The sequence below is a fragment of the Pedobacter sp. genome (genome assembly GCF_041645105.1).
Taxonomy (GTDB): Bacteria; Bacteroidota; Bacteroidia; order Sphingobacteriales; family Sphingobacteriaceae; genus Pedobacter.
Map to the genome: position 1 here is coordinate 182,847 of NZ_JBAZQQ010000002.1, position 18,683 is coordinate 201,529.

The 18,683-nt window shown below is 39.7% G+C and carries 30 protein-coding genes; 15 read left to right on the forward strand and 15 right to left on the reverse strand.

Features of this window, described 5'->3' with window-relative positions; genetic code table 11:
* Nucleotides 1-11 precede the first annotated feature (11 nt).
* On the reverse strand, nt 12-1,097 hold the full coding sequence (locus tag WC623_RS06770; RefSeq protein ID WP_349788036.1) for an AI-2E family transporter: 1,086 nt from the start codon (nt 1,095-1,097) through the stop codon (nt 12-14).
* Between the two features lie 162 nt (nt 1,098-1,259).
* Between WC623_RS06770 and WC623_RS06775 the strand changes: the two genes are divergently transcribed.
* The 7 genes from WC623_RS06775 (at nt 1,260) to WC623_RS06805 (ending at nt 4,188) form a co-directional block, all read left to right on the forward strand.
* Nucleotides 1,260-1,397 (forward strand): DUF3175 domain-containing protein, encoded by a 138-nt coding sequence (locus WC623_RS06775; protein ID WP_372850562.1) that lies wholly within the window; start codon nt 1,260-1,262, stop codon nt 1,395-1,397.
* A gap of 189 nt (nt 1,398-1,586) precedes the next feature.
* Nucleotides 1,587-1,814, forward strand: coding sequence for a hypothetical protein (locus WC623_RS06780; protein WP_372849269.1), 228 nt, complete (start codon nt 1,587-1,589; stop codon nt 1,812-1,814).
* Between the two features lie 42 nt (nt 1,815-1,856).
* Nucleotides 1,857-2,036: a DUF6496 domain-containing protein gene (locus WC623_RS06785; RefSeq protein WP_372849271.1), complete on the forward strand. Its 180-nt coding sequence runs from the start codon at nt 1,857-1,859 to the stop codon at nt 2,034-2,036.
* Nucleotides 2,037-2,106: 70 nt separating this feature from the next.
* Nucleotides 2,107-2,274 carry a hypothetical protein gene (locus tag WC623_RS06790; RefSeq protein ID WP_372849273.1) on the forward strand — a complete coding sequence of 56 codons (168 nt, stop codon included), beginning with the start codon at nt 2,107-2,109 and terminating at the stop codon, nt 2,272-2,274.
* Between the two features lie 510 nt (nt 2,275-2,784).
* Nucleotides 2,785-3,309, forward strand: a complete 525-nt coding sequence (locus WC623_RS06795; RefSeq protein ID WP_372849275.1) for a sigma-70 family RNA polymerase sigma factor — start codon at nt 2,785-2,787, stop codon at nt 3,307-3,309.
* A gap of 234 nt (nt 3,310-3,543) precedes the next feature.
* Nucleotides 3,544-3,798 (forward strand): hypothetical protein, encoded by a 255-nt coding sequence (locus WC623_RS06800; RefSeq protein WP_372849277.1) that lies wholly within the window; start codon nt 3,544-3,546, stop codon nt 3,796-3,798.
* A gap of 213 nt (nt 3,799-4,011) precedes the next feature.
* On the forward strand, nt 4,012-4,188 hold the full coding sequence (locus tag WC623_RS06805; protein WP_372849279.1) for a hypothetical protein: 177 nt from the start codon (nt 4,012-4,014) through the stop codon (nt 4,186-4,188).
* A gap of 54 nt (nt 4,189-4,242) precedes the next feature.
* Here the strand turns inward: WC623_RS06805 and WC623_RS06810 are convergent, their stop codons facing one another.
* The 4 genes from WC623_RS06810 to WC623_RS06825 all read right to left on the reverse strand — a co-directional run bounded on the left by WC623_RS06810 (nt 4,243) and on the right by WC623_RS06825 (nt 7,095).
* Nucleotides 4,243-4,806, reverse strand: coding sequence for a GNAT family N-acetyltransferase (locus tag WC623_RS06810; RefSeq protein ID WP_372849281.1), 564 nt, complete (start codon nt 4,804-4,806; stop codon nt 4,243-4,245).
* Nucleotides 4,806-5,150 (reverse strand): hypothetical protein, encoded by a 345-nt coding sequence (locus WC623_RS06815; RefSeq protein WP_372849283.1) that lies wholly within the window; start codon nt 5,148-5,150, stop codon nt 4,806-4,808. The genes WC623_RS06810 and WC623_RS06815 overlap by 1 nt, the downstream gene beginning before the upstream one ends.
* Before the next feature lie 173 nt (nt 5,151-5,323).
* On the reverse strand, nt 5,324-6,217 hold the full coding sequence (locus WC623_RS06820; protein ID WP_372849285.1) for a cation diffusion facilitator family transporter: 894 nt from the start codon (nt 6,215-6,217) through the stop codon (nt 5,324-5,326).
* 119 nt (nt 6,218-6,336) lie between these two features.
* Entirely contained in the window at nt 6,337-7,095 is a 759-nt protein-coding gene (locus WC623_RS06825) for a DNA-formamidopyrimidine glycosylase family protein (RefSeq protein WP_372849287.1), read from the reverse strand.
* 116 nt (nt 7,096-7,211) lie between these two features.
* Between WC623_RS06825 and WC623_RS06830 the strand changes: the two genes are divergently transcribed.
* Both WC623_RS06830 and WC623_RS06835 read left to right on the forward strand, forming a co-directional pair.
* Nucleotides 7,212-7,667: a PA2169 family four-helix-bundle protein gene (locus WC623_RS06830; protein ID WP_349788025.1), complete on the forward strand. Its 456-nt coding sequence runs from the start codon at nt 7,212-7,214 to the stop codon at nt 7,665-7,667.
* Nucleotides 7,668-7,747: 80 nt separating this feature from the next.
* Nucleotides 7,748-8,032, forward strand: a complete 285-nt coding sequence (locus WC623_RS06835) for a hypothetical protein (protein WP_372849289.1) — start codon at nt 7,748-7,750, stop codon at nt 8,030-8,032.
* Between the two features lie 17 nt (nt 8,033-8,049).
* Here the strand turns inward: WC623_RS06835 and WC623_RS06840 are convergent, their stop codons facing one another.
* Together WC623_RS06840 and WC623_RS06845 are read right to left on the reverse strand one after the other, a co-directional pair.
* Nucleotides 8,050-8,556, reverse strand: a complete 507-nt coding sequence (locus tag WC623_RS06840) for a hypothetical protein (protein ID WP_372849291.1) — start codon at nt 8,554-8,556, stop codon at nt 8,050-8,052.
* Nucleotides 8,557-8,573: 17 nt separating this feature from the next.
* On the reverse strand, nt 8,574-9,287 hold the full coding sequence (locus WC623_RS06845; protein WP_372849293.1) for a hypothetical protein: 714 nt from the start codon (nt 9,285-9,287) through the stop codon (nt 8,574-8,576).
* 375 nt (nt 9,288-9,662) lie between these two features.
* Between WC623_RS06845 and WC623_RS06850 the strand changes: the two genes are divergently transcribed.
* From WC623_RS06850 to WC623_RS06870, 5 genes are all read left to right on the forward strand, one after another.
* Nucleotides 9,663-9,947, forward strand: a complete 285-nt coding sequence (locus WC623_RS06850) for a hypothetical protein (RefSeq protein WP_372849295.1) — start codon at nt 9,663-9,665, stop codon at nt 9,945-9,947.
* Nucleotides 9,948-9,990: 43 nt separating this feature from the next.
* Nucleotides 9,991-10,419: a hypothetical protein gene (locus tag WC623_RS06855; RefSeq protein WP_372849297.1), complete on the forward strand. Its 429-nt coding sequence runs from the start codon at nt 9,991-9,993 to the stop codon at nt 10,417-10,419.
* Between the two features lie 75 nt (nt 10,420-10,494).
* A complete protein-coding gene (locus WC623_RS06860) occupies nt 10,495-11,304 on the forward strand; it encodes a mechanosensitive ion channel family protein (protein ID WP_372849299.1) in 810 nt (269 codons plus the stop codon).
* A 4-nt stretch (nt 11,305-11,308) separates the two neighbouring features.
* Nucleotides 11,309-12,253 carry a YihY/virulence factor BrkB family protein gene (locus tag WC623_RS06865; protein ID WP_372849301.1) on the forward strand — a complete coding sequence of 315 codons (945 nt, stop codon included), beginning with the start codon at nt 11,309-11,311 and terminating at the stop codon, nt 12,251-12,253.
* A 26-nt stretch (nt 12,254-12,279) separates the two neighbouring features.
* A complete protein-coding gene (locus WC623_RS06870) occupies nt 12,280-13,446 on the forward strand; it encodes an AI-2E family transporter (protein ID WP_372849303.1) in 1,167 nt (388 codons plus the stop codon).
* Between the two features lie 185 nt (nt 13,447-13,631).
* Here WC623_RS06870 and WC623_RS06875 read toward each other — a convergent pair whose 3' ends face one another.
* The 4 genes from WC623_RS06875 to WC623_RS06890 form a co-directional block, all read right to left on the reverse strand.
* A complete protein-coding gene (locus tag WC623_RS06875; protein ID WP_372849305.1) occupies nt 13,632-13,850 on the reverse strand; it encodes a hypothetical protein in 219 nt (72 codons plus the stop codon).
* A gap of 139 nt (nt 13,851-13,989) precedes the next feature.
* Nucleotides 13,990-14,142, reverse strand: coding sequence for a lmo0937 family membrane protein (locus tag WC623_RS06880; protein WP_152541993.1), 153 nt, complete (start codon nt 14,140-14,142; stop codon nt 13,990-13,992).
* Nucleotides 14,143-14,183: 41 nt separating this feature from the next.
* Complete coding sequence (locus tag WC623_RS06885) at nt 14,184-14,594, reverse strand: DUF892 family protein (RefSeq protein ID WP_372849307.1); 411 nt, start codon at nt 14,592-14,594, stop codon at nt 14,184-14,186.
* A 3-nt stretch (nt 14,595-14,597) separates the two neighbouring features.
* Complete coding sequence (locus WC623_RS06890) at nt 14,598-15,281, reverse strand: SRPBCC family protein (protein WP_372849309.1); 684 nt, start codon at nt 15,279-15,281, stop codon at nt 14,598-14,600.
* Between the two features lie 305 nt (nt 15,282-15,586).
* Here WC623_RS06890 and WC623_RS06895 point away from each other — a divergent pair, with 305 nt between their 5' ends.
* Entirely contained in the window at nt 15,587-16,510 is a 924-nt protein-coding gene (locus tag WC623_RS06895; protein WP_372849311.1) for an SDR family oxidoreductase, read from the forward strand.
* 40 nt (nt 16,511-16,550) lie between these two features.
* Here the strand turns inward: WC623_RS06895 and WC623_RS06900 are convergent, their stop codons facing one another.
* The 4 genes from WC623_RS06900 to WC623_RS06915 form a co-directional block, all read right to left on the reverse strand.
* A complete protein-coding gene (locus WC623_RS06900; RefSeq protein WP_349788013.1) occupies nt 16,551-16,757 on the reverse strand; it encodes a KTSC domain-containing protein in 207 nt (68 codons plus the stop codon).
* Between the two features lie 127 nt (nt 16,758-16,884).
* Nucleotides 16,885-17,343 (reverse strand): PA2169 family four-helix-bundle protein, encoded by a 459-nt coding sequence (locus WC623_RS06905; protein WP_372849313.1) that lies wholly within the window; start codon nt 17,341-17,343, stop codon nt 16,885-16,887.
* 233 nt (nt 17,344-17,576) lie between these two features.
* Nucleotides 17,577-17,987, reverse strand: coding sequence for a VOC family protein (locus WC623_RS06910; RefSeq protein ID WP_372849315.1), 411 nt, complete (start codon nt 17,985-17,987; stop codon nt 17,577-17,579).
* Between the two features lie 75 nt (nt 17,988-18,062).
* Nucleotides 18,063-18,647: a Crp/Fnr family transcriptional regulator gene (locus WC623_RS06915; RefSeq protein WP_372850564.1), complete on the reverse strand. Its 585-nt coding sequence runs from the start codon at nt 18,645-18,647 to the stop codon at nt 18,063-18,065.
* Nucleotides 18,648-18,683: the final 36 nt, after the last annotated feature.

An 18,683-nucleotide genomic window follows, 5' to 3' on the forward strand; every position in this document is an offset into this window, starting at 1 on the left:
AATATAGGGTGTTAAGCGTCTAGAATCCGTTCAATGCGCTCATCCATCTGGGGATCGTGGTCAAACTTTTTGAGATAAAATTCTTCATAGTAAGCCTTTATAATTGCTGCCATTGGAGTGGCAAGCAGCGCACCCATTAACCCGAAAGCCGCTGCCATGGCTAACAATAGGAATAATAAGGATACTGGATGAATATTCATTGTTGCAGATCTGAGTTTTGGCATGAGCAGATCAGCTACCAGCTCGTTCATCGCCAGGAAGAAAATAAGGCACCAGAGTGCTGTTGCCGGGCTTACTGATAAGGCAACCAGTGTTGGTGGTATGGCCATGATATAAAAGCCGATTTTAGGAATGAGTTCTGAGAAAAAGGCCATTGCAGCCCATACGAGTGCTCCAGGTACTTTTAAAATGGAAAGGAATATAAAAACTAATATGGCCTGGATGATTCCACCTATTAGATTCGACTTCATCCAACCTCCGAGCATGATAGAGGTGTTTTGCAAGGCCTTCTCTGCTTTAGTTCTTTGATTTGGTTCGAATACAGATAAATAGAGTTCAATTATTGGTTTTGGGTTGCCTACAAAAAAAACAATCATAGAAATGAACACGATAAATAGAAAAAGCCCTCCCAGCACACTAAATGAAAAGTTTCCCAGACTGATTACAGTTTTGTCCAGCGCAGGCATAACGGTTGAAAGTGAAAATCCCTCTGCCTGAAGTTCTTTACCTAGCTCGGGGTATTTCTGTAAGATTTTATTAAGGTAGGAAGAAACACTGTTCAAATAGCCGGGAAGATTGCCAATAAGGGCATCGATTTGTGTACTGATGTGAGGGACAACAAGGGTCAATAGCAAAGTGATCACAATAAATATACTTCCAAGTATTAAAGTTGCTGCCTGCCATCGTTTCATTCCCTTTCTTTCCAGCTTTCCTACGGGCTGATTGATGATCAATGCAAGCACGATGGCAAATAAGGATAGAATCAATATGCTGATTATCTTGTATAAAAACCACAATAAAATGACCAGGCCAAATGTGTAAAGCACCACTGAGGTGATTAGTCGATAAATGCTGTGGTTGTATTTTTCTCGCTGCATAAATAGGTTAGATGTAGATGATTCCTTTTATTGCAACAACCTTTCAAAAAGATTGTTTTTTAGGATATCGTCTGAGCGATTATTTCTTCAGGACAACCCGAAAAAACTGCTTTTTGTTGATGATTACCTTCTGATCATGAATGCTATTCAGGAACAAGGTGCCTGCTTGTTTTTCTTGCAGGATCGCTAAGGAAGTCTGCAAAAAGCAGTAAGTACAGAAAATCTGATCCATATCGCCCGGCAATGTCAATGCTGACTTTTTATATTAACCGGGCCGGTAAAAATTTGTTTGAGGAATAAAAAAGGCGTTGGAGCGTTCAAAGAAAGAATTCATGACTGCTTTTGGCAGACCACTAAAGTGGAAATCCTGATAGTGAGATTTGTCTTTTAACTCATTGATATCAGGTGTTTTATGTTTTTTCACAAAAGATAAACTATTGTGTTTACCGGTTGTTTATAAACCGGTAACAAACTTAAAATCATAATGTTATGAAAAAGATGATGATCACATTAGTGCTGGCTATGTTTTGCTGGTCAGCATTCGGTTGGCAAGTTCCTCCACAGGATACCACAAAAAAACGTCAGGATAGTTCGAAAAAACATCCGGTAAAGTCAAAAATGTCTAAGAAGAAAAATCCTTGGAAAGACAGTACTAGGAAGGACACCATTAAACGCAAAACGATGGACACAGCTGTAAAGGTTCCACCAGTATTTTAATTGATATGCTTTTATTTACTGATTAATCAATAGCGTATAATTATGGCAAAATATTCTGAACAAGCGGGCGAAAAGGTTGAAGAAGCCATGCACGAGAAGAAAAAGGAGACCTTAAAAACCGGAACAGGTAAGAAAGTCACTTCTAAAAAGCAAGCAATTGCAATTGGCCTGTCTGAGGCTCGAAAAGAAGGGGCTAAAGTCCCGAAGAAAAAATCTTCATAAGGTTTTACCAATTAAATAAATGAAAATGCAAAAGATAATTGTTGTCCTGGCATTCTTAATTTTTATAAGTATGACCAGCTGTAATTCAGATAGAGCAAGGGAAAGCGCTGCTGATTCATTATTTACAGATACATCTTTCATGGATACATTGGATGTGGATTCAGTGAATCAAGTTGATAGTGCAGTCAGAAGTAATACCATGGCCGATACAGCGGCGTCGGTTCTGCCAGTACCTTAAATCTGATTTCAATTTTATTTTTAGAAAGTGGCGGCGGTAATCTTTGATGCTGCCGCTGTTTTTACCATCAGGTTTGGTGCGCTGGATTCATTTGCACAGTAAAATGAAAACCCATCCGAGTGACCCTTGGCTGGAATAGGTTGACTACCTTCGGTACCTCTTTTCAGGGGTGCCGTTTTTTAACTACTTGGAAACAGTTGCTTGGGTTGAGATTTAAGCAAATGTATCAGCACTGCCCTGTCTAACGGACATCTATTTTTTTAAAGTGGTTTTATTTTTAGAACTGTTTTTCGGGTACAATTAAATATATACTTAAAAACGGACTGGAAGTGCTTTTTTTTGCTTGTTTTTCTTTAAGGGCCGAATAAGAACACATGTCAAATCGGAATTGTTTGAGAATAATTTATTTTATGTTAAATGGTTCATTTGTAGTGATTTTACCGTGTTTTGGTATGTGTTTTGTCTTGGTATGACCGAACGATATTTACTTAAACAGTTACGCGAAATCCTATGACTACAATCAATTTAAACACTGAAATCTGCAATCAACTATCTTGTCTGGAGAACTTTGCCATGAAGTTTACGGCTGACCCGGAAGATGCCAATGATCTGGTGCAAGACACGATCATCAAGGCAATCCGGTATCATAAACTTTATCAGGAAGGATCTAATCTTCGGGGATGGTTATATACTATTATGAGAAATACTTTTATCAACGACTATAGAAAAGATGGTCGCAGGAGGAATATTCTAACGGTAACTGACGATTTGAGTGCGCAACAATTGAAGAATAGCGCTTCGAGCAATTTAGGGCTGGGTAAATTCGTTATGGAAGATATTGATAAGGCTATGGGAAAACTCCAGCCGGAATATTCAGTTCCATTTTTAAAGTATTTTGAGGGCTATAAATACCATGAAATTGCTGAAGAATTAAATATTCCAATTGGTACGGTTAAAACCCGAATACATGTTGCCAGACAATCACTGAAATTCCAGCTTAAAATGTATGCCAAGCAGTCGTCTTCTGTATGTTAACTGGAATCTTATGCTTTAATGATTTTGATAGCAGGTCTTGTACCTGCTATTCTTATATCAGGTGTTAGAGTTTTCTGCTGATTTATTAAATCTGGGGAAGCTTATTCCAGATCATTTAGCTATTGATTTTTTTGTTGAAGTGTGTGGGCTGGAAGACATCGAAAAAGTTGAAAGTTTTGTTAAACATCATTCCATGTTTAGTGTTTAAATAGTATTATCATAATCTAAGATTCAATGAAAACTACACAGAATGATCAAAACGATCCTCTAGAACAGGAGCAGAATTTTAGTCAGACCAAATTACGCCAGGTAGATATTGACGTGATAAAAGGGGCGCAGCAAACTGATCAGATTGAGGCTTTAAAAGCCAATGCGTTTAGACATTCATATGGGCGGCAGCAGAAGCGTATGATCGCTTATGTGATGATTTCTGCTATAATCGCTGCGGGGTTGGTAGTTTTAGCTAAGCGCGTTAGACGGTCGTGCTAGCTTTTTTGCTGTTGCGGTAAAATAAATTGAGGCCTGTTGGTGTCAAAAGATGGATGCATCAAAAGTGATAGAGAAAGATGACCTCACCTGTGTATGCTTGATGTCCCTCGAACGACCATGTTTTTTATGACTTCAAATATTATTTATGACAAACCTTTTAGTATTCAGTACGTTATATCATAAAGAATGATTGGGTACTATAATGTAATAAAAATGAAAGCTACAGAAAGAATCAATAAAAGGACAAATATGGGAAAAGCTTTTGTGAAAAAGGATAAGGGGTATTATTTTCATTCCGATGAAGATTTCAGGGAAGATTGGGATTGGGGTAAGGCTAAGGTGATTGCTTCTAAGACCATTTCCAGGCCTGGAAAAAAGTTTGAGATTTAGTTTTGCCAACTGTTTTACTTTGGGCATGTTGTGTGGGCTATTGCGTGCTCTTTCCTACAACATAGTTTTTTCGAACTGGTAACTGGTTTGATAGAAATCCTGGATGACATCAAAAGGGGCTTTAAATTCAAAGTTCGCCTTTTCTAATACTCTTCGTGCTGCAATATTTTCCCGGTTGATCACTGCGCCGATTTTACTTATTCCTTGCCTGAGCAATTCTTCCATTAGTAGGGGAAGAATTTCAGTCATGATATAGCATCCACTAGCCGCGCCACTTAAATAGAATTCAATAAAAAATGGATAATAATCCAGGTGGTAGTGCTTGCGTGCAAGTTCAGGAGTAATGACATCAATCATGCCGATCACTTTATCGGATGCTTTATCTGTGATAAAATGGAGGTAATTCTGTTTGGAATGGTAATTGAGTATGGCGGTTTGAAGGAAAAGTTCTGCTTGCTGGAGATTGTGTAATCTTTTCTCTGGGATGTACTTTAAAGTTCGTTCATCCGACAGGATATTGAAAATGTCTTGGGTGAGTTTTTCAAACCGAACCAGGTCTTCCCCGCGAAAGGAATGGACTAGTAGTGCTTCGTTTTCAAAGTTAATGGCTTCAAGCATCAGGTCTTAAGATAACTGGTTAGTGCTTTGGTTATCTCAGTGGAAAGGATATGTCCGGTTTTGTTTTCCAGCTGGTGCTGACCTGAGTTGAATTTTTCTATATAAGTCCCATTTTGGTTATTGAACTTGAGGTAACCCTGATCAAAGTATCGTTCCTGTACTTCACCTGAAGAGTCCATGGAGCGGAAGGCTAATTTTTGAATGTTTCCTGATGTTTTTTCGAGGATCAACCAGAGATAAACATCTGCAATATCTGCTTTTTCATCCATGTCATAACGTTTGATTTCAATGACGGCATGTTTTTCGTTCTCCAGAAAGTATAGGCAGGTAAAATCAGGTTTCATCGGTTTCAACAGTAGTTAAACTAAGGGGCGAAAATATAAAAATAATATAATATTGACAGGTTATATGGTGCAGGCGGTTTTGATGCTTACATTCGCAAGCCTTTCGATCTGGATCTGATTTATTCTGTACTTAGGAAATATATTTTAGGTAATGATTATCCTGATGTGGACTGTTAAACCGGTTCAAAATGGATATGCTTATAATCGGGATGCTCTGCCTGGATGGCTTGCCGGATGGAGCCTATGGACTCAACAATTTTCTGACTGGGTAAATCATTTTTGAATTTTATTTTTATCAATAGAATAACTTCTTCTGGTCCCAGATACATAGATAGGCGCGCATCAGCGCTGGAGACATTTTGGTTGTGCTCGATCAGGGGAACTAGTTTATTCAATTCTTCGGCTGATATACTTTCACCCATTAACAGGTTTCTGCTTTGTCTGACCAGAAATATCGTGACCAGCATTAATAAAAGCCCTATTAGTATGGAAGCAATGCCATCAATGTAGGGGTTATTAAATATATGACTAAGGATTATCCCGGTAGCCGCAATCAAAATACCAATTACGTCGGCCATGTCTTCAAACAACACTACAAAAGAGGAAGGGTCTTTGCTTACCTTAATGGCTTGCCAGAAAGGAGTGCTACCTCGCTGTTGATTAAATATGCGGACTGCGGTGTAAAGGGAATATCCGTCAAATACAAGGGCTAGAGACAAAACAATGTAATTCCATACCGGACTTGTTATTTTTTCTGGTTCAATTAAATGTCTGATGCCTTCGTAAACGGACATCGTGCCGCCCAATACAAAAAATAGCAGGGCTACAACGAAGGACCAGAAATAAAGTTCTTTACCATAGCCGAAGGGACGTTTTTGATCAGGTGCTTTTTTGCTTTTGTGCAGGCCAATCAGCAGTAAAACTTCGTTGCTGGAATCTACCAGGGAGTGTATGCCTTCAGAAACCATTGCTGAACTGCCTGTTATGGCAGCTGCTGTTAGTTTAATCACAGCAATAGCCAGGTTGGCAGCAAAGGCAGTATATATGGGTAGTTTGGATCCGGGCATGCGTATTTTTTAACAAACGTATGCCTCGAATGGTTTTTAGGGAGATCTTTTTATCGAAAGCTCTAATTTATTCAGGGATATCAGTACAAGTGCCAAACCTAAAGAAGGGAGATGCAGGGCTAATGTAGGGATTTGGATATAGATGGAGCATAGCGTTTTTGACAAATGGGGCAAAGAAATGTTCTCCTGTTTGTCTTTCCCAGGTATGCTTTTTCTAAGTGGTGGCCTAAAGGACAAAGTTTCCTGGTGTTGACCAGCCAGTGTTTTTTCAGTACATAGGCTTTTTTCCATTTCAGAAAATCGAAGCTGTATTGCCTTGCTGCTGTGATCAGGAGTTTAAGCTTTGGTTGTGGGATTGCCTCCACTATACTTAAAGGATGAATGGCTACCCGGTACAGGACTTCGTTTTTTATGATATTGCCCACCCCTGAGAAGATTTCCTGATCCAGTAAGATGTCGCAGATCTGCGTTTGTGGCTTTGCCTTGATTCTTTTTAAGGCCTTTTTTGGATCCCACTGTTCAGCCATAACGTCGATGGACCAATCATAGCTTTCATTGATGTCTCCCTCTACATATTTTAAGGAACAGGTATAGAAATTAAGCGCTGCATTTTTGAAAATCAGACTTAGTCTGGCTGCTGAGTCTTTACGCTCGTTGATCCTGTAGCTCCCGAACATCAGGAAATGGATACGAAGGCTAAATCCCTGGAAGCAGATCAAGAAATGCTTGCCCCAGCTTTTAAAAGCAATTACCCGCTGATGTAACATTCTTTCTTTATCGATTTTAGTATTTCCCTCAACTGCGATGATTTGCTTTTCTTCCAGGTGAAGTGCTTCAACGAGTTCTCTTAAAATTACTATGGATGGTCCTTCTGGCATGTTATGTACTATTTGTTGAGGAACATACCTGGAGATTGGAATGTTTGAAACTATTTTATTGGGGCAGTGTTTATATGAAGAGCCAGGAGTTGTTCTTGGACATATGCAAATATACTATGGAAACAAATCAAGAGATCATCAGCGACCTCAAAGGATTGGTCAATATTGTCAATGACGGAAAAGAAGGTTATGCATCTGCAAGTGAGGTAACTGACAGTGGAGAATTGAAGGCTGTATTTTTGAAGTATGCTGCACAACGCGCGGATTATGCAGATGAGTTGAAGGAGCACATTGCTCAGCATGGTGGGGATTCGGATAATCAGGAGGGTGGGATTTTAGGTGCATTACATCGCACATGGATAGATATCAAGCAGGCTTTAAGCAGTAGGGAAGATGCTGCTATTTTAAGTGCTATTGAGACAGGGGAAAAAGCTGCGATCGAAAAATATGATAAGGTGCTGGAAGATTATGGTTCACATTTAGATCATATTGTATTGCTGCAGCGTCAGCGGACCGGCATCCTGGAAGCTTTAAAAGAAATCGAGACTTATCATATGCGTCTGCTGCGATAACTGGTTTGCTCTATCCAACGGTTTGTATTTAAACATAGAGTTATGGAGTAGTGTGGTGGAGATCATTAAAATTTACAGCTATGAGACCTGAACCTTTGATATTGACTGATGATTTTATTAATGAACTGGCGGCTGACTGGTACTTTTTAAGCCTGCGTTTAAACATGCCGAGTGAAAGCTCTGCTAATGAGGTGGCTGATGAATTAATTGAAAACGGGCGTAAACTAAAGATTATTTTGAGTGCAGGGCAGTATACTTATCTTCAACCATTGAATGTTTATGTTGACAGGGACACTTTCTTTGATGTCTGGTTAGATGCGGACGGTGATATCCAGGTTGGTCAACTGTATTCTGATGCAGAATAAGGTGGAACCGATGTGATTTAGACCATTGCTACCTCAGTGCAAATCTGATTTTTGAACCATATTTCGACCAGGGAATTATTTAATTTCCATGTGCCGGCTTCAATGCCATAATCGAAACTCCCGAAGTGTTTCGGAAAGCCTATCATTTGCTCAATTTCTGTTAAGGTGAGCTCCTTAAAGAGTTGATTTGCCAGATTCAGATCAATATTTTTAGGGTTGTTTGTTAGCGAAGCGGTGAGTAGGTCTGCTTGCTCATTCATTCTTGAAACCCTTGCTTCAAATGATTTCAGGTTATTTAAGTAATCTTTGGAGCTGATGTAGTTGTTAAAACATGTGATACAAATGGCTTGTTCATGGTTCAAATAGACCCCATAAGGATTAAGCGGCAGTAGACAGAGTTCACATTTTTTACCAGTGTAATTCTTTAAATAGCTGTGATAGGTGTATAGCGGTTTCGTTGATCTGATAGTTTCAATTTTCTCCAGTAAGTGAGGGAAATCTATTTTTCTTATGTTGAAATCCATGATGATCAAAATTACATTTATAAGATCAGGGTAATATATTTATTTATGTCTCTTTGAAATGCTTTTGGTTCAGAATATATGGTGAAAATTACATTTCCGCCATTTTCTACAGTTTTAAATCCATTGCTTCTATACCATTCCAGCTTGTTGGTCATCTCATCCATATATTTACTGGAGTTGGTCATGCCAAAATGTTCCCAGTAGAAGGTGTTCTGAGTAATTCTGTTTAGAATTTTAAAATCAGCATATCTTTTTTCGCCATGTTTTGAAATTGGAAACTCTAAGTCAATGCTGAGATAATCGCATGTTAACAATCGTTCATAAATATCTTTTTCCTGACTGGATCTGAATTTTTGCCCATCTGAAGACACTACTTTCAGCTCATTAGCTTTGTAAGCCAATTTACTGTCAGATGTTTCGATGCCTTTACCTATGCCAGCCTTTTTGTTGGTTTCGCGGAAGAAGTACCATTGGTAATGCAGGCGATCTGAGGTATCAACTCTATAATTTGGGATCAGCTGCTTTAAAATGCTGTTATGATGTTGTTGCCTCAAAAATTGGTTGAATGTCCTTTGGACGGGGAATATCTTTCTTAACTGGCTGTCTTTAGTGATGCATTCATATAAGGCATTCGAGCGGATTTCAACGGGTGTTGCTCTATCGGACATGAGTTTGTCCAACAGCTCTTTAATGCGCTTCAAAGCTTTTATTTCAGGAGGTAAACTTTCCATGAGAAATATTTGGTTACTCAAATCTATAAAATAATTCCAGAAGAGGTATTTCAACTTTCATAAAGAAATAATTTCTAAAATGGGATTAGGAATTTGATTAAAATGCAGACGGTAAAATATTTTTATAGGGTGATGGAGAGCCTGATAGGAATTTTTGATTATTGTTTTTCTGAAATATTTTAAGATTTGAAATGGGCTTGGGATTCGGCTTGATTGTATTATAATGAACATGAACTAAATGTCATTTTTTAAAACTTAAATCAATTTTGGCTGGGGCTTGTTGTTTTAATTAAGGTAATAGGTCATCCTATGGATGATAACCTTCACAGACTGCTTTTGGTCTGTGTATTTTTTAAAAATAAATAATCATTTGAGATGTGTGATTTTTCGATTGAGTACCCCAAGTCCAAGGATGATATGGTGGGGCAGTTAAGGGCTGCTATTGAGGGCCAGGCTGATGGCGTTTTTAATGGCGATGTTTCTTCAGGTGAATTCTCTTTTTCTGCAAGGGGATTTGAATTGGCTGGAGGCTACAGTATCTCTGGTGATCTTGTACAGGTGAGGATTACTAAAAAGCCGTGGTTACTTTCCTGTAGAAAGATTGAAGCTGAGATTCGAAAATATCTGGAGCAGGCTGATATGGATTCATCGCAGGATTAATGAATGGAATTATAAAGAGATTTTTTAAGATAGATACCAGCCTATGAATAATCAAATACCCAAAGGATTCAAGTCAATTTTGTCGGATTTTAAGCACTATCTGGAGATAAAGGTTGAGCTGATCAGGTTGAATGCCATTGAAAAAGGAGCTAAGCTTGTCGCTGATTTGTTAAGCAATGCCATTGTATTATTTTTTCTGATTATAGCCTTACTGGCCTCGGCGGTTACACTCGCTTTTTATCTGTCAAGTCTATTGCACAGCTATGTGAAAGGATTCGGTTTCGCAGCCTTATTTTTTATGCTTTTGGTCTGTGTTGTGCTTTGGAAAAAGGATGCGCTTGAAAAAATAGTCGCAGGAGTGGCCATCAGAAGATATTTTGAAAAACATTGTGAAAATGGGAATCAGGACGATTGTCTGGATGAGGAAGAAAGTGGAGGTAATGAGGTTGAATTTAAAAAGCCTTGGCTGTAAGGAGTATAGCTATTGGCTCAAAACTTTTAGGATAGCAAAGGAGTTAATGTCAGGAGTTAATTTAATGTTGAAGAAATGGAGATAAATCAGAAAGTTGAGCACTTTTACGATAAGTTTTATGATTGGTTGCTGTTAAAGGGACCACTGATTTTATTGGGTATAGCTGTTTTACTGGTTGGACTTTGGCTGATCAGGTTATTTTCGCGTTGGATGCAAAACCGGATGATGCGTAAAAAAATCAATAGTTCGCTAAAGCCTTTTTTTCTTAGTGTAACAGTGGTGGTGTTGCGCATATTGCTGGTTTTTCTGGTGATGCAGATTATGGGTATTCAGCTGACGATATTTGCCGCTTTGGTGGGTGCAGTGGGTGTGGCTGCAGGTTTGGCATTATCCGGTACGATGCAGAATTTTGCCAGTGGTGTGTTGATTTTGTTGTTGAAACCTTTCCGTGTTTCAGATAACATCATTGCTCAGGGGCAGGAAGGTACTGTAACTTCCATACAGCTATTTTATACAGTGGTGACTACTTTTGATAACCGCACGGTGATTATCCCGAATAGTAAACTGTCTAATGAGGTGATCATTAACATCAGTGCAATTGGTAGCAGAAGGCTGGATCTGGAACTCAAATTTAATTATGGTATTGATCTTTCAAAGGTCAGACAGGTAATTGATGAGACTATTGCAGAATCAAAGTCAATATTAAAAACTCCTGAGAAAAGGGTCGGTATTTCCTTGTTGGAGGAGAGTGGTTACAAGGTGATGATCAATGTCTGGTTGAATTCTCATGGTTTTCACGATGCCCGGATGATCTTTCAGGAAAATTTGCTGGAGAATCTGAAATCTTCTGGTATTAAGCTACCTGGTATGGATGCAAAATCATAAAGTTATGGAAAACAAACGGATTACATTAAAGGGAATTTGGAATGTCATTAAAGAAACGTTTACGGGGTTTAGTGATCATAAGGTAACTAAGCTTAGCGGATCGCTTGCTTACTATACTGTGTTTTCGATGGCGCCGCTGCTAGTGGTGATCATTTCTTTATGTGGCATATTTCTGGGCCAGGAAGCTGCTCAGGGTGAGATTTATAAACAGTTGGCTGGTTTTATGGGCAAACAAACTGCCCTGCAGCTCCAGGAAATTGTTGCAAAAGCTGCTATCGGCGACAAGGATAAGGTTGCCTTTATCATCGGTCTTGTGACTTTGCTTGTTGGTGCAACAACGGTTTTTGCAGATATTCAGGAATCGATCAATACCATATGGGGACTTAAGCCTAAACCGAAACGGGGTTGGTTAAAGATGTTGCAAAACCGTTTCCTTTCTTTTTCCGTGATTGTTAGTCTGGGTTTTATATTATTGGTTTCCTTGGGTATAACCACTGTGCTGGATGGTTTTAGTACCCGTCTTCAGGCCAGGTATGCTGATGTGTCTGTAGTGTTGTTTTATATCCTGAATCAACTGCTCACACTGGTAGTGATTACGCTTATTTTTGCAGTCATATTTAGAGTATTGCCAGATGCGCTGATCAAATGGAGAGATGTATTGTCTGGGGCTGTTGTAACTGCAGTGTTGTTCATGTTGGGTAAATTTGCTATTTCCATTTATATCGGCCAAAGTGATGTCGGCAGTACTTATGGAGCGGCGGGATCCCTGGTTATTTTGTTACTGTGGACATATTATTCTTCCATTATTTTGTATTTGGGGGCAGAGTTTACTAAAGCCTATGCAGTTGCCTATGGTTCGGAGATTCGTCCGGCTCATTATGCGGTGACTACTAAAGAAATTGAGGTGGAAACGGGAAATGCCTCTGTGCAGCAGAACGCTTCTTCTTGATTGCGTTGTCACGCGGAATTTAACTTATGAGAGTTTCCTGTTTTCGATTGCAAATGCGATGGACTAATAGAACACGAAAACAGTTTGCTTTAGGATTTGTTAGAACAGGTATGACTAAACTACAACGCACAATCTATATCCTACTTTTTTTTATTTTGTCTTTTGCCGGCTTATATTTTTCGGGGCCCTTTCTTATTCCTGTTACACTGGCAGCCGTTTTTTCTATGCTTTTTATCAGGTTCTGTAATTGGTTGGAAAGTAAAGGAATGAGTAGGGGCATAGCCTCGCTGTTGTGTATAGTTGGTTTTGTGTCGGCTATTGCATTAGTTATTTTCTTGCTGGGCTGGCAGCTCAATGGTCTTGTGGAGAATATAGATGCCATGAAGCAAAGGGTAGTCAGTCTGTTTTCTAATTTTCAGCATTGGGTTTATGAAAAGGCCGGTGTAGATGTGAAGCAACAAAAAGAGATGATAAAGGAGCAGGCTGGTGGTAGTGATTCGGGGAATATGCTGGCTAGCTTTGCAGGGGGGATTATGGATATACTGGTTAATACTGTGCTGGTATTGGTGTATATGTTTTTGTTTTTGTTGTACCGTTCGCACATTAAAAAGTTTATTTTGAAACTGGTTCCTGGGACTGAGAAAGACAAAGCGGATGGTGTAGTGCACCAGGCAGGAAAAGTAGCACAGCGGTATTTGAGTGGGCTGGCTACGATGATTGTGGTTTTGTGGGTGATGTATGGGATTGGTTTTAGCATCGTAGGGGTAGAAAGTGCGATCTTTTTCGCTGTATTGTGTGGTATTCTGGAGATTATTCCATTTGTTGGAAATCTAACCGGGACTGCGGTGACGCTACTTTCCGTACTTGCTCAGGGAGGGGACAGCCGGATGGTAATCGGTGTATTGGTGACTTATGCTTTGGTTCAGTTTATTCAAACCTATATTCTTGAACCGCTTATTGTTGGAGAGCAGGTAAATATCAATCCTTTATTTACTATTCTTGCGATAGTATTGGGGGAGATGATATGGGGTGTGGCGGGAATGGTGCTTGCGATTCCTTTGCTTGGAATGCTCAAAATTGTTTGTGATCATGTTCCGGATCTGCAGCCTTATGGTTTTTTGATGGGAACTGAAAAACAAAAAAGTAAGAGAACAGGCTTTATTGATAAAATCAAGTCTGTTTTTAATAAGTAGTGGCAAGAGGTAATTGGTGTGGTTTTTTAGTGGAGAAATTCTGACCGTAATGGAGGGAGATTTTTCACTTTTCAGTGCCGAGCTTTGTAAAGCGATTTGTTTAGATGTTTTGTATTCGGTATTGAGAAACAAATTCCTGTTATATAACAAAGGCGCTGATTCTAATAAGCGCCTTTGTTGCATAGTTATAGATCACTTCCAGGGGTAGTTCCTGGTTCATGACTTGATCCAAGGGGTTTATGTTTTCGTTCGGGTCTGGAGATCAAGTCTGTTCTTCCCAGATCGGCTACTGATGAGGTTTCTCCGCCATCAGGTTTTTTTTCATTGATACGCTCTTCTGTTTCTTTATAAACTGTTTTTTTTGGCGTTTGCTCTTTTCCGTGGTTATCTTGTTTATTTTCCATAGTCTTAGGGATTAATGAAAACTGTTCCTTTTAAAGAACAAGCAATTCCGGTATATGTTTTTCTTTTTCTATTGTATCCTTAGCTACAGCTAGGTTAGCTGAAGTTAATCAGGCCCTTTATTTAAGGGCCTGAACTAATTTAGGCTGCCCTTCGGATTACACCCAGTACGATGGCAATGATGGCAATAACAATCAGGATATGAATAATTCCGCCTGTGTAGAAACCGCCGAAGAAACTAATGGCCCATATGATGACCAGGATGACGGCGATGGTATAAAGTAGATTTCCCATGATGTTGATGTATTTAGTTTAAAATTTCTGTTTGCAATTTGTTAGGTCCTTTGTTTTTCTTTTTTATTTGTTGTTTTTGGCCTCAGGATATATAATGTTGGCTGAAATTTGCACGAGATGACCATAATTATTCTGATGTGCAGTATTTTAATATCATTGAGTACTGACGGTTTTGCGGTTACTTTGTTTAGCTTAATGTGCTCCAGAAAAGGTAAATCCGTTTTACCAGAAGCAGCAGTTGCTTTACGGTTTAATAAAGCCAGGCATTGCTTGATGCGTTCCTTTTGTTGTGGGAGATCAGCCGAGGTTAATGCCAGCGCTCTTTTAAGTTCATCCGTAACTACTGCTGCAGTTAGTTTTTCTATAACCTTACCGTATTTCTTTTCTGAGGTAAGAAAGCCCTTGAGTTGCTGAAGGTATAGCTCTGCTAAATCAGTGAGGACTGGTTTCATAATTTATACGGATAAGCCTGCGTATTGTTTAAAATCAGTTTCTTCCGCGTAGGTCTTAAAGCGCTGGATATCTTCCCGGATCATTCGCTCGAATATTCCATTGAATAGAGATGCGATGCCTCTGCCAACACTGCCAGCTGGTGGAAAGTAGTCGATTTCTATGTGCAGTTCAGTTCCTGTGCCGTTTAAGGTTTCGCGGAATTCTATTTTGCCTGCATTGTCTATCATTGATCCTTCCAGGGATTGCCAGCCAAGATAGGTTGCTGTTTCTTCTCTGGTAATTTCAGCATTCCAGTTTAAATCTATTAACCCGCCCGGGGTATTGGCCGTCCATAGCGAAACTTTCTCACTGATTTCCTCCACGCTTTTCAGGTGTTCCATAAATTTTGGGAGGTTGGATAGCTCGCGCCAGAAGGCATATACTTTATCTATTGGGGCATTGACGGTGATGTCTTCGGTAATGTTGATGGCCTGGGGATCTGTGGTGTCTTTTCCGAGTTTTTGATAGAGGGGACAAACTCCTGTAGCTCCGCGGTAAAGCATTAGTCCGCCTGCTGCAGCGCCTTGGAGACCAAGGAAGGGATGTTTACCCATTTTTCTTAAACTTTTGTATAGTAACCAGCTTCCTGCCAGTACGGAGACAATTCTTTCTCCCTGATCAATATTCTCTTTTCCGGTAGTACTCAAACCGAAGGTGTCCAGACCTGCTAAAATTTGATTGCTCAATTGGTTTTTCATAAGTAAATGTTTTTAATAGTTAATTGCCGGTTCTCGGTTGGTATTAACATTCGGTTTTATATTTTGTTTAAGAATGTTTGAATAAAATTAAACTGAAAAATTAATAAACAATCTCAATTTCAGGTTGTTCAAATAATTCACCTCGAATGATAGGATGAAAATGTCATTATTTCACAAACCATTGGATATAAGTTGTTTAATAATAAAACAGATGATGGTGTGAAAGTAGTTTTGAAACAATAATCGATAAAAAGATGAAAAAGAAGGAAAGTAATGCTGGTGGTAAATCGGTTTCTGCTAAGCTGGAGGATCCGAAAAAGAAATATCCTAAACCACCTTTTAAGGAACAAAAACAACCCTGGCCGGGACTGGCCAGTAAAATGGACCCCGTACCTGATCATGGGGAGACTAGTTATGTCGGCTCAGGCCGATTGACCGGTCGTAAAGCGCTGATTACTGGCGGGGATTCCGGAATGGGACGTGCGGCGGCGATTGCCTATGCACGGGAAGGAGCAGATGTGGCGATTAATTACCTGCCGGCGGAAGAGCCTGATGCCAAAGAAGTGATTGAGCTTATTGAAAAAGAAGGACGTAAAGCGGTAGCAATTCCAGGTGATTTACGCGAAGAAGCTTTCTGTAAGCAATTGGTTGAAAAGGCAGTGAAAGCTTTAGGAGGATTGGATATTCTGATCAATAATGCCGCACATCAGCAGACCCGGCCTTCTATTTTGGACATTAGCGCTGAGGATTTTGATTCGACGATGAAAACCAATGTTTATGCGCCATTTTGGATTACAAAGGCTGCTTTGCCACATTTGAAGCCTGGGTCTGTAATTATTGCCACAACCTCTGTGCAGGCTACTGATCCTTCACCTGAATTATTTGATTATGCGCAGACTAAGGCTGCCAATACCAGTTATGTAAGGTCGCTTGCCAAACAACTGGGACCAAAAGGAATTCGCGTGAACGGTGTGGCTCCCGGTCCGATATGGACGCCTTTACAGGTGAGTGGTGGTGCTACGATGGAGAAGTTGAAAAATTTCGGTGGCGATACCCCTTTGGGCAGGCCAGGTCAACCTGCTGAATTGTGTTCTATTTATGTACAGCTGGCAGCAAGCGATTCCAGTTATACCACAGGTCAGGTTTATGGAGTGGCAGGTGGTGATGGACAACCTTAATTTATTGCATTGAGCTTATGGGGGAAAATAGAAGATGAACTTAAGTTTTACTCCTTAGTTTACGGTATTTATAGTGGCCTTTAATGAAATGATTAAAATACCTGCCTTTTGATCCCGCGGCCTTTAACATATTAGCAATATCGGCTGGAACTGATTTGTATACATAAGTGATTCCTGATACAAAAGTAATGTACAACAAACATTTTGTAGGTTCATAGTTATAGCTTTTGATGACAGAAGAGGGCATTTGAGTAAGGGTTTCGTGTAGGAGAAATAGAATTCGCCATCTTAACCAGGGATTTTAGTCCTAACTAATCAGGCTTTAGTCCCTGGTTTTGCAGATGACGATTCCTATCTTGATGCAATTATTTCACTTATGAAGAGACGCTATCTCTAAGCGCCTTAATCTGATCGTGTGAGTTTCTCAAATCAGTTTTCTGCTCAGAAATGATGCTTCTTAAGTTTGCTGAAAGTCCTTCGGTCTCTAAAGCCATTTTGTAGGCTTTTTGGGCGGCGTCTTCACCGAATTCGCAATTGTTTAAAACAGTTTCACGGTCATGACCTGTAAACATTGCTTTTACGTCCATCCAGGCACGATATATTTTTCCAGATGTGGTTGTCCCGGTCTCTGCAGGAGCCCCCAGTACCTGTACTTCCTGTGTTAGGGTCGCCTTGTGCTGGCCGCTTTGACGGATCATTTGTAGAAATAAGGGTTTCAGGTCGCTGTCTTGTTCCTTTAATTCTTCAACTGCTCTTTCATAACCTGTAATTCTGTCGTTGTTGATCTGTATCAGATCGTTTAAGATTTCTGTGTTTACTGTGTTGTTTTCCATTTTTGTTTTTCGTTGATGTCTTACTTTAACATTCGCGGTAGAGAATGGTTTAGAGTTTTCTTAGATAAAAACAAAACGTTCTTAAAGGACTGATAGCGCATACTTTTTTATCTGAAAAATCATTTGAATTTTATCCAGTCTGAAATAGCCTAAGTGGACATGATCTTCAGTTTCATCATTTCCCGCGCGAGGAATCTGAATAGGATAGCTGGATTAAGTCGGCATTTAACTGTTTATTTTTCTGCATGCAGTCCGATTCTGTTGCCTTCGCTATCAAGGATAATGGCAATGTATCCTGGTGGGATTTGAATTTTAGGCGAAAGTACTTTTCCGCCTGCGGGTTCTACTTTGTCCAGTACTGTCTGGAGGCTTGGGCTTGCATTGATGTAGATCAGGGGGCCATTTGCTGAGGGACTGTTTTTTTCGGATTTGGACAATACGCCGGTTACTCTACCTGAAGTGGCCTGGATGACATTGGGGTTGTAGGGAAAGAAGACACTTTCCTCATTGCCATCTGCTGCGCTAACCATTTGGATCGCTAAAATGGTTTCATAAAAGGTTTTTGCTCTTTGGAGGTCTGTTACCGGAATTTCAAACCAGGTTAGGATGTTCGCGGTTTCATCAATTTTTCTTAGTTTTTGCATAGCTGTATCTCTTTTTTTTTGTTATACAAAAGTCAGCATTCAGGCTGTACTGATCCTGTGACGATCGTCACATAATTATCCGACTGTTCGTCTTTTTCTGATCCTGCTGAGTGTTTCTCTGGCTACCCCCAGAAATGAGGCCAATTGTGAAAGGGGAACTCTTTGTAACATATCGGGGTGATGCTCTTCTATATATTTTAAACGATCCTGGGCGGAGTAAAGTTTAAATAAGGTCGCGAATTCTTCTTGTTTGGACGCAAATAGTCGGATGCAGTTTCGTCCCAGCGTTTCTATTTCTGGAGCTTTTTTAGCGGCTTCAAATAATTTATTCTTGTCAAAAACTATTGCTGTTAAGGGCTCGCAGGCAAGGATGTTAAAGGCTGATTTTTCTCCGCTGCTAAAACTGTTGAGGTTTGTGGCAATATCATTCTCGAAATAAAAGCCTGTGTTTTTGATTGCCCCGTCCATTTGATAATAACTTTTGCAGTATCCCGAATCGATATAAAATAGGGATTGGCAGTGTTCTCCTTCTGCTAATAACAGTTCATTTTTCTTAAAGTGCTTTTTTGATAATGCTGGCTGCAGTAATTCCCAGCTTTGCTGTGAAATACAGTCAGGGAATGGATATAGGTTAAAAGGTTGTCCAATTTGATCAGGGATTGATTACAAGCCTGTAATTATAGTGATTTAGGATGA

Excerpts from the sequence above, each read along its gene's own strand:
- WC623_RS06770 (WP_349788036.1), bottom strand. The coding sequence starts at position 1,097 with ATGCAGCGAGAAAAATACAACCACAGCATTTATCGACTAATCACCTCA.
- WC623_RS06780 (WP_372849269.1), top strand. The coding sequence starts at position 1,587 with ATGAAAAAGATGATGATCACATTAGTGCTGGCTATGTTTTGCTGGTCA.
- WC623_RS06785 (WP_372849271.1), top strand. The coding sequence starts at position 1,857 with ATGGCAAAATATTCTGAACAAGCGGGCGAAAAGGTTGAAGAAGCCATG.
- WC623_RS06790 (WP_372849273.1), top strand. The coding sequence starts at position 2,107 with ATGACCAGCTGTAATTCAGATAGAGCAAGGGAAAGCGCTGCTGATTCA.
- WC623_RS06795 (WP_372849275.1), top strand. The coding sequence starts at position 2,785 with ATGACTACAATCAATTTAAACACTGAAATCTGCAATCAACTATCTTGT.
- WC623_RS06800 (WP_372849277.1), top strand. The coding sequence starts at position 3,544 with ATGAAAACTACACAGAATGATCAAAACGATCCTCTAGAACAGGAGCAG.
- WC623_RS06805 (WP_372849279.1), top strand. The coding sequence starts at position 4,012 with ATGAAAGCTACAGAAAGAATCAATAAAAGGACAAATATGGGAAAAGCT.
- WC623_RS06810 (WP_372849281.1), bottom strand. The coding sequence starts at position 4,806 with ATGCTTGAAGCCATTAACTTTGAAAACGAAGCACTACTAGTCCATTCC.
- WC623_RS06815 (WP_372849283.1), bottom strand. The coding sequence starts at position 5,150 with ATGAAACCTGATTTTACCTGCCTATACTTTCTGGAGAACGAAAAACAT.
- WC623_RS06820 (WP_372849285.1), bottom strand. The coding sequence starts at position 6,217 with ATGCCCGGATCCAAACTACCCATATATACTGCCTTTGCTGCCAACCTG.
- WC623_RS06825 (WP_372849287.1), bottom strand. The coding sequence starts at position 7,095 with ATGCCAGAAGGACCATCCATAGTAATTTTAAGAGAACTCGTTGAAGCA.
- WC623_RS06830 (WP_349788025.1), top strand. The coding sequence starts at position 7,212 with ATGGAAACAAATCAAGAGATCATCAGCGACCTCAAAGGATTGGTCAAT.
- WC623_RS06835 (WP_372849289.1), top strand. The coding sequence starts at position 7,748 with ATGAGACCTGAACCTTTGATATTGACTGATGATTTTATTAATGAACTG.
- WC623_RS06840 (WP_372849291.1), bottom strand. The coding sequence starts at position 8,556 with ATGGATTTCAACATAAGAAAAATAGATTTCCCTCACTTACTGGAGAAA.
- WC623_RS06845 (WP_372849293.1), bottom strand. The coding sequence starts at position 9,287 with ATGGAAAGTTTACCTCCTGAAATAAAAGCTTTGAAGCGCATTAAAGAG.
- WC623_RS06850 (WP_372849295.1), top strand. The coding sequence starts at position 9,663 with ATGTGTGATTTTTCGATTGAGTACCCCAAGTCCAAGGATGATATGGTG.
- WC623_RS06855 (WP_372849297.1), top strand. The coding sequence starts at position 9,991 with ATGAATAATCAAATACCCAAAGGATTCAAGTCAATTTTGTCGGATTTT.
- WC623_RS06860 (WP_372849299.1), top strand. The coding sequence starts at position 10,495 with ATGGAGATAAATCAGAAAGTTGAGCACTTTTACGATAAGTTTTATGAT.
- WC623_RS06865 (WP_372849301.1), top strand. The coding sequence starts at position 11,309 with ATGGAAAACAAACGGATTACATTAAAGGGAATTTGGAATGTCATTAAA.
- WC623_RS06870 (WP_372849303.1), top strand. The coding sequence starts at position 12,280 with ATGAGAGTTTCCTGTTTTCGATTGCAAATGCGATGGACTAATAGAACA.
- WC623_RS06875 (WP_372849305.1), bottom strand. The coding sequence starts at position 13,850 with ATGGAAAATAAACAAGATAACCACGGAAAAGAGCAAACGCCAAAAAAA.
- WC623_RS06880 (WP_152541993.1), bottom strand. The coding sequence starts at position 14,142 with ATGGGAAATCTACTTTATACCATCGCCGTCATCCTGGTCATCATATGG.
- WC623_RS06885 (WP_372849307.1), bottom strand. The coding sequence starts at position 14,594 with ATGAAACCAGTCCTCACTGATTTAGCAGAGCTATACCTTCAGCAACTC.
- WC623_RS06895 (WP_372849311.1), top strand. The coding sequence starts at position 15,587 with ATGAAAAAGAAGGAAAGTAATGCTGGTGGTAAATCGGTTTCTGCTAAG.
- WC623_RS06900 (WP_349788013.1), bottom strand. The coding sequence starts at position 16,757 with ATGCCCTCTTCTGTCATCAAAAGCTATAACTATGAACCTACAAAATGT.
- WC623_RS06905 (WP_372849313.1), bottom strand. The coding sequence starts at position 17,343 with ATGGAAAACAACACAGTAAACACAGAAATCTTAAACGATCTGATACAG.
- WC623_RS06910 (WP_372849315.1), bottom strand. The coding sequence starts at position 17,987 with ATGCAAAAACTAAGAAAAATTGATGAAACCGCGAACATCCTAACCTGG.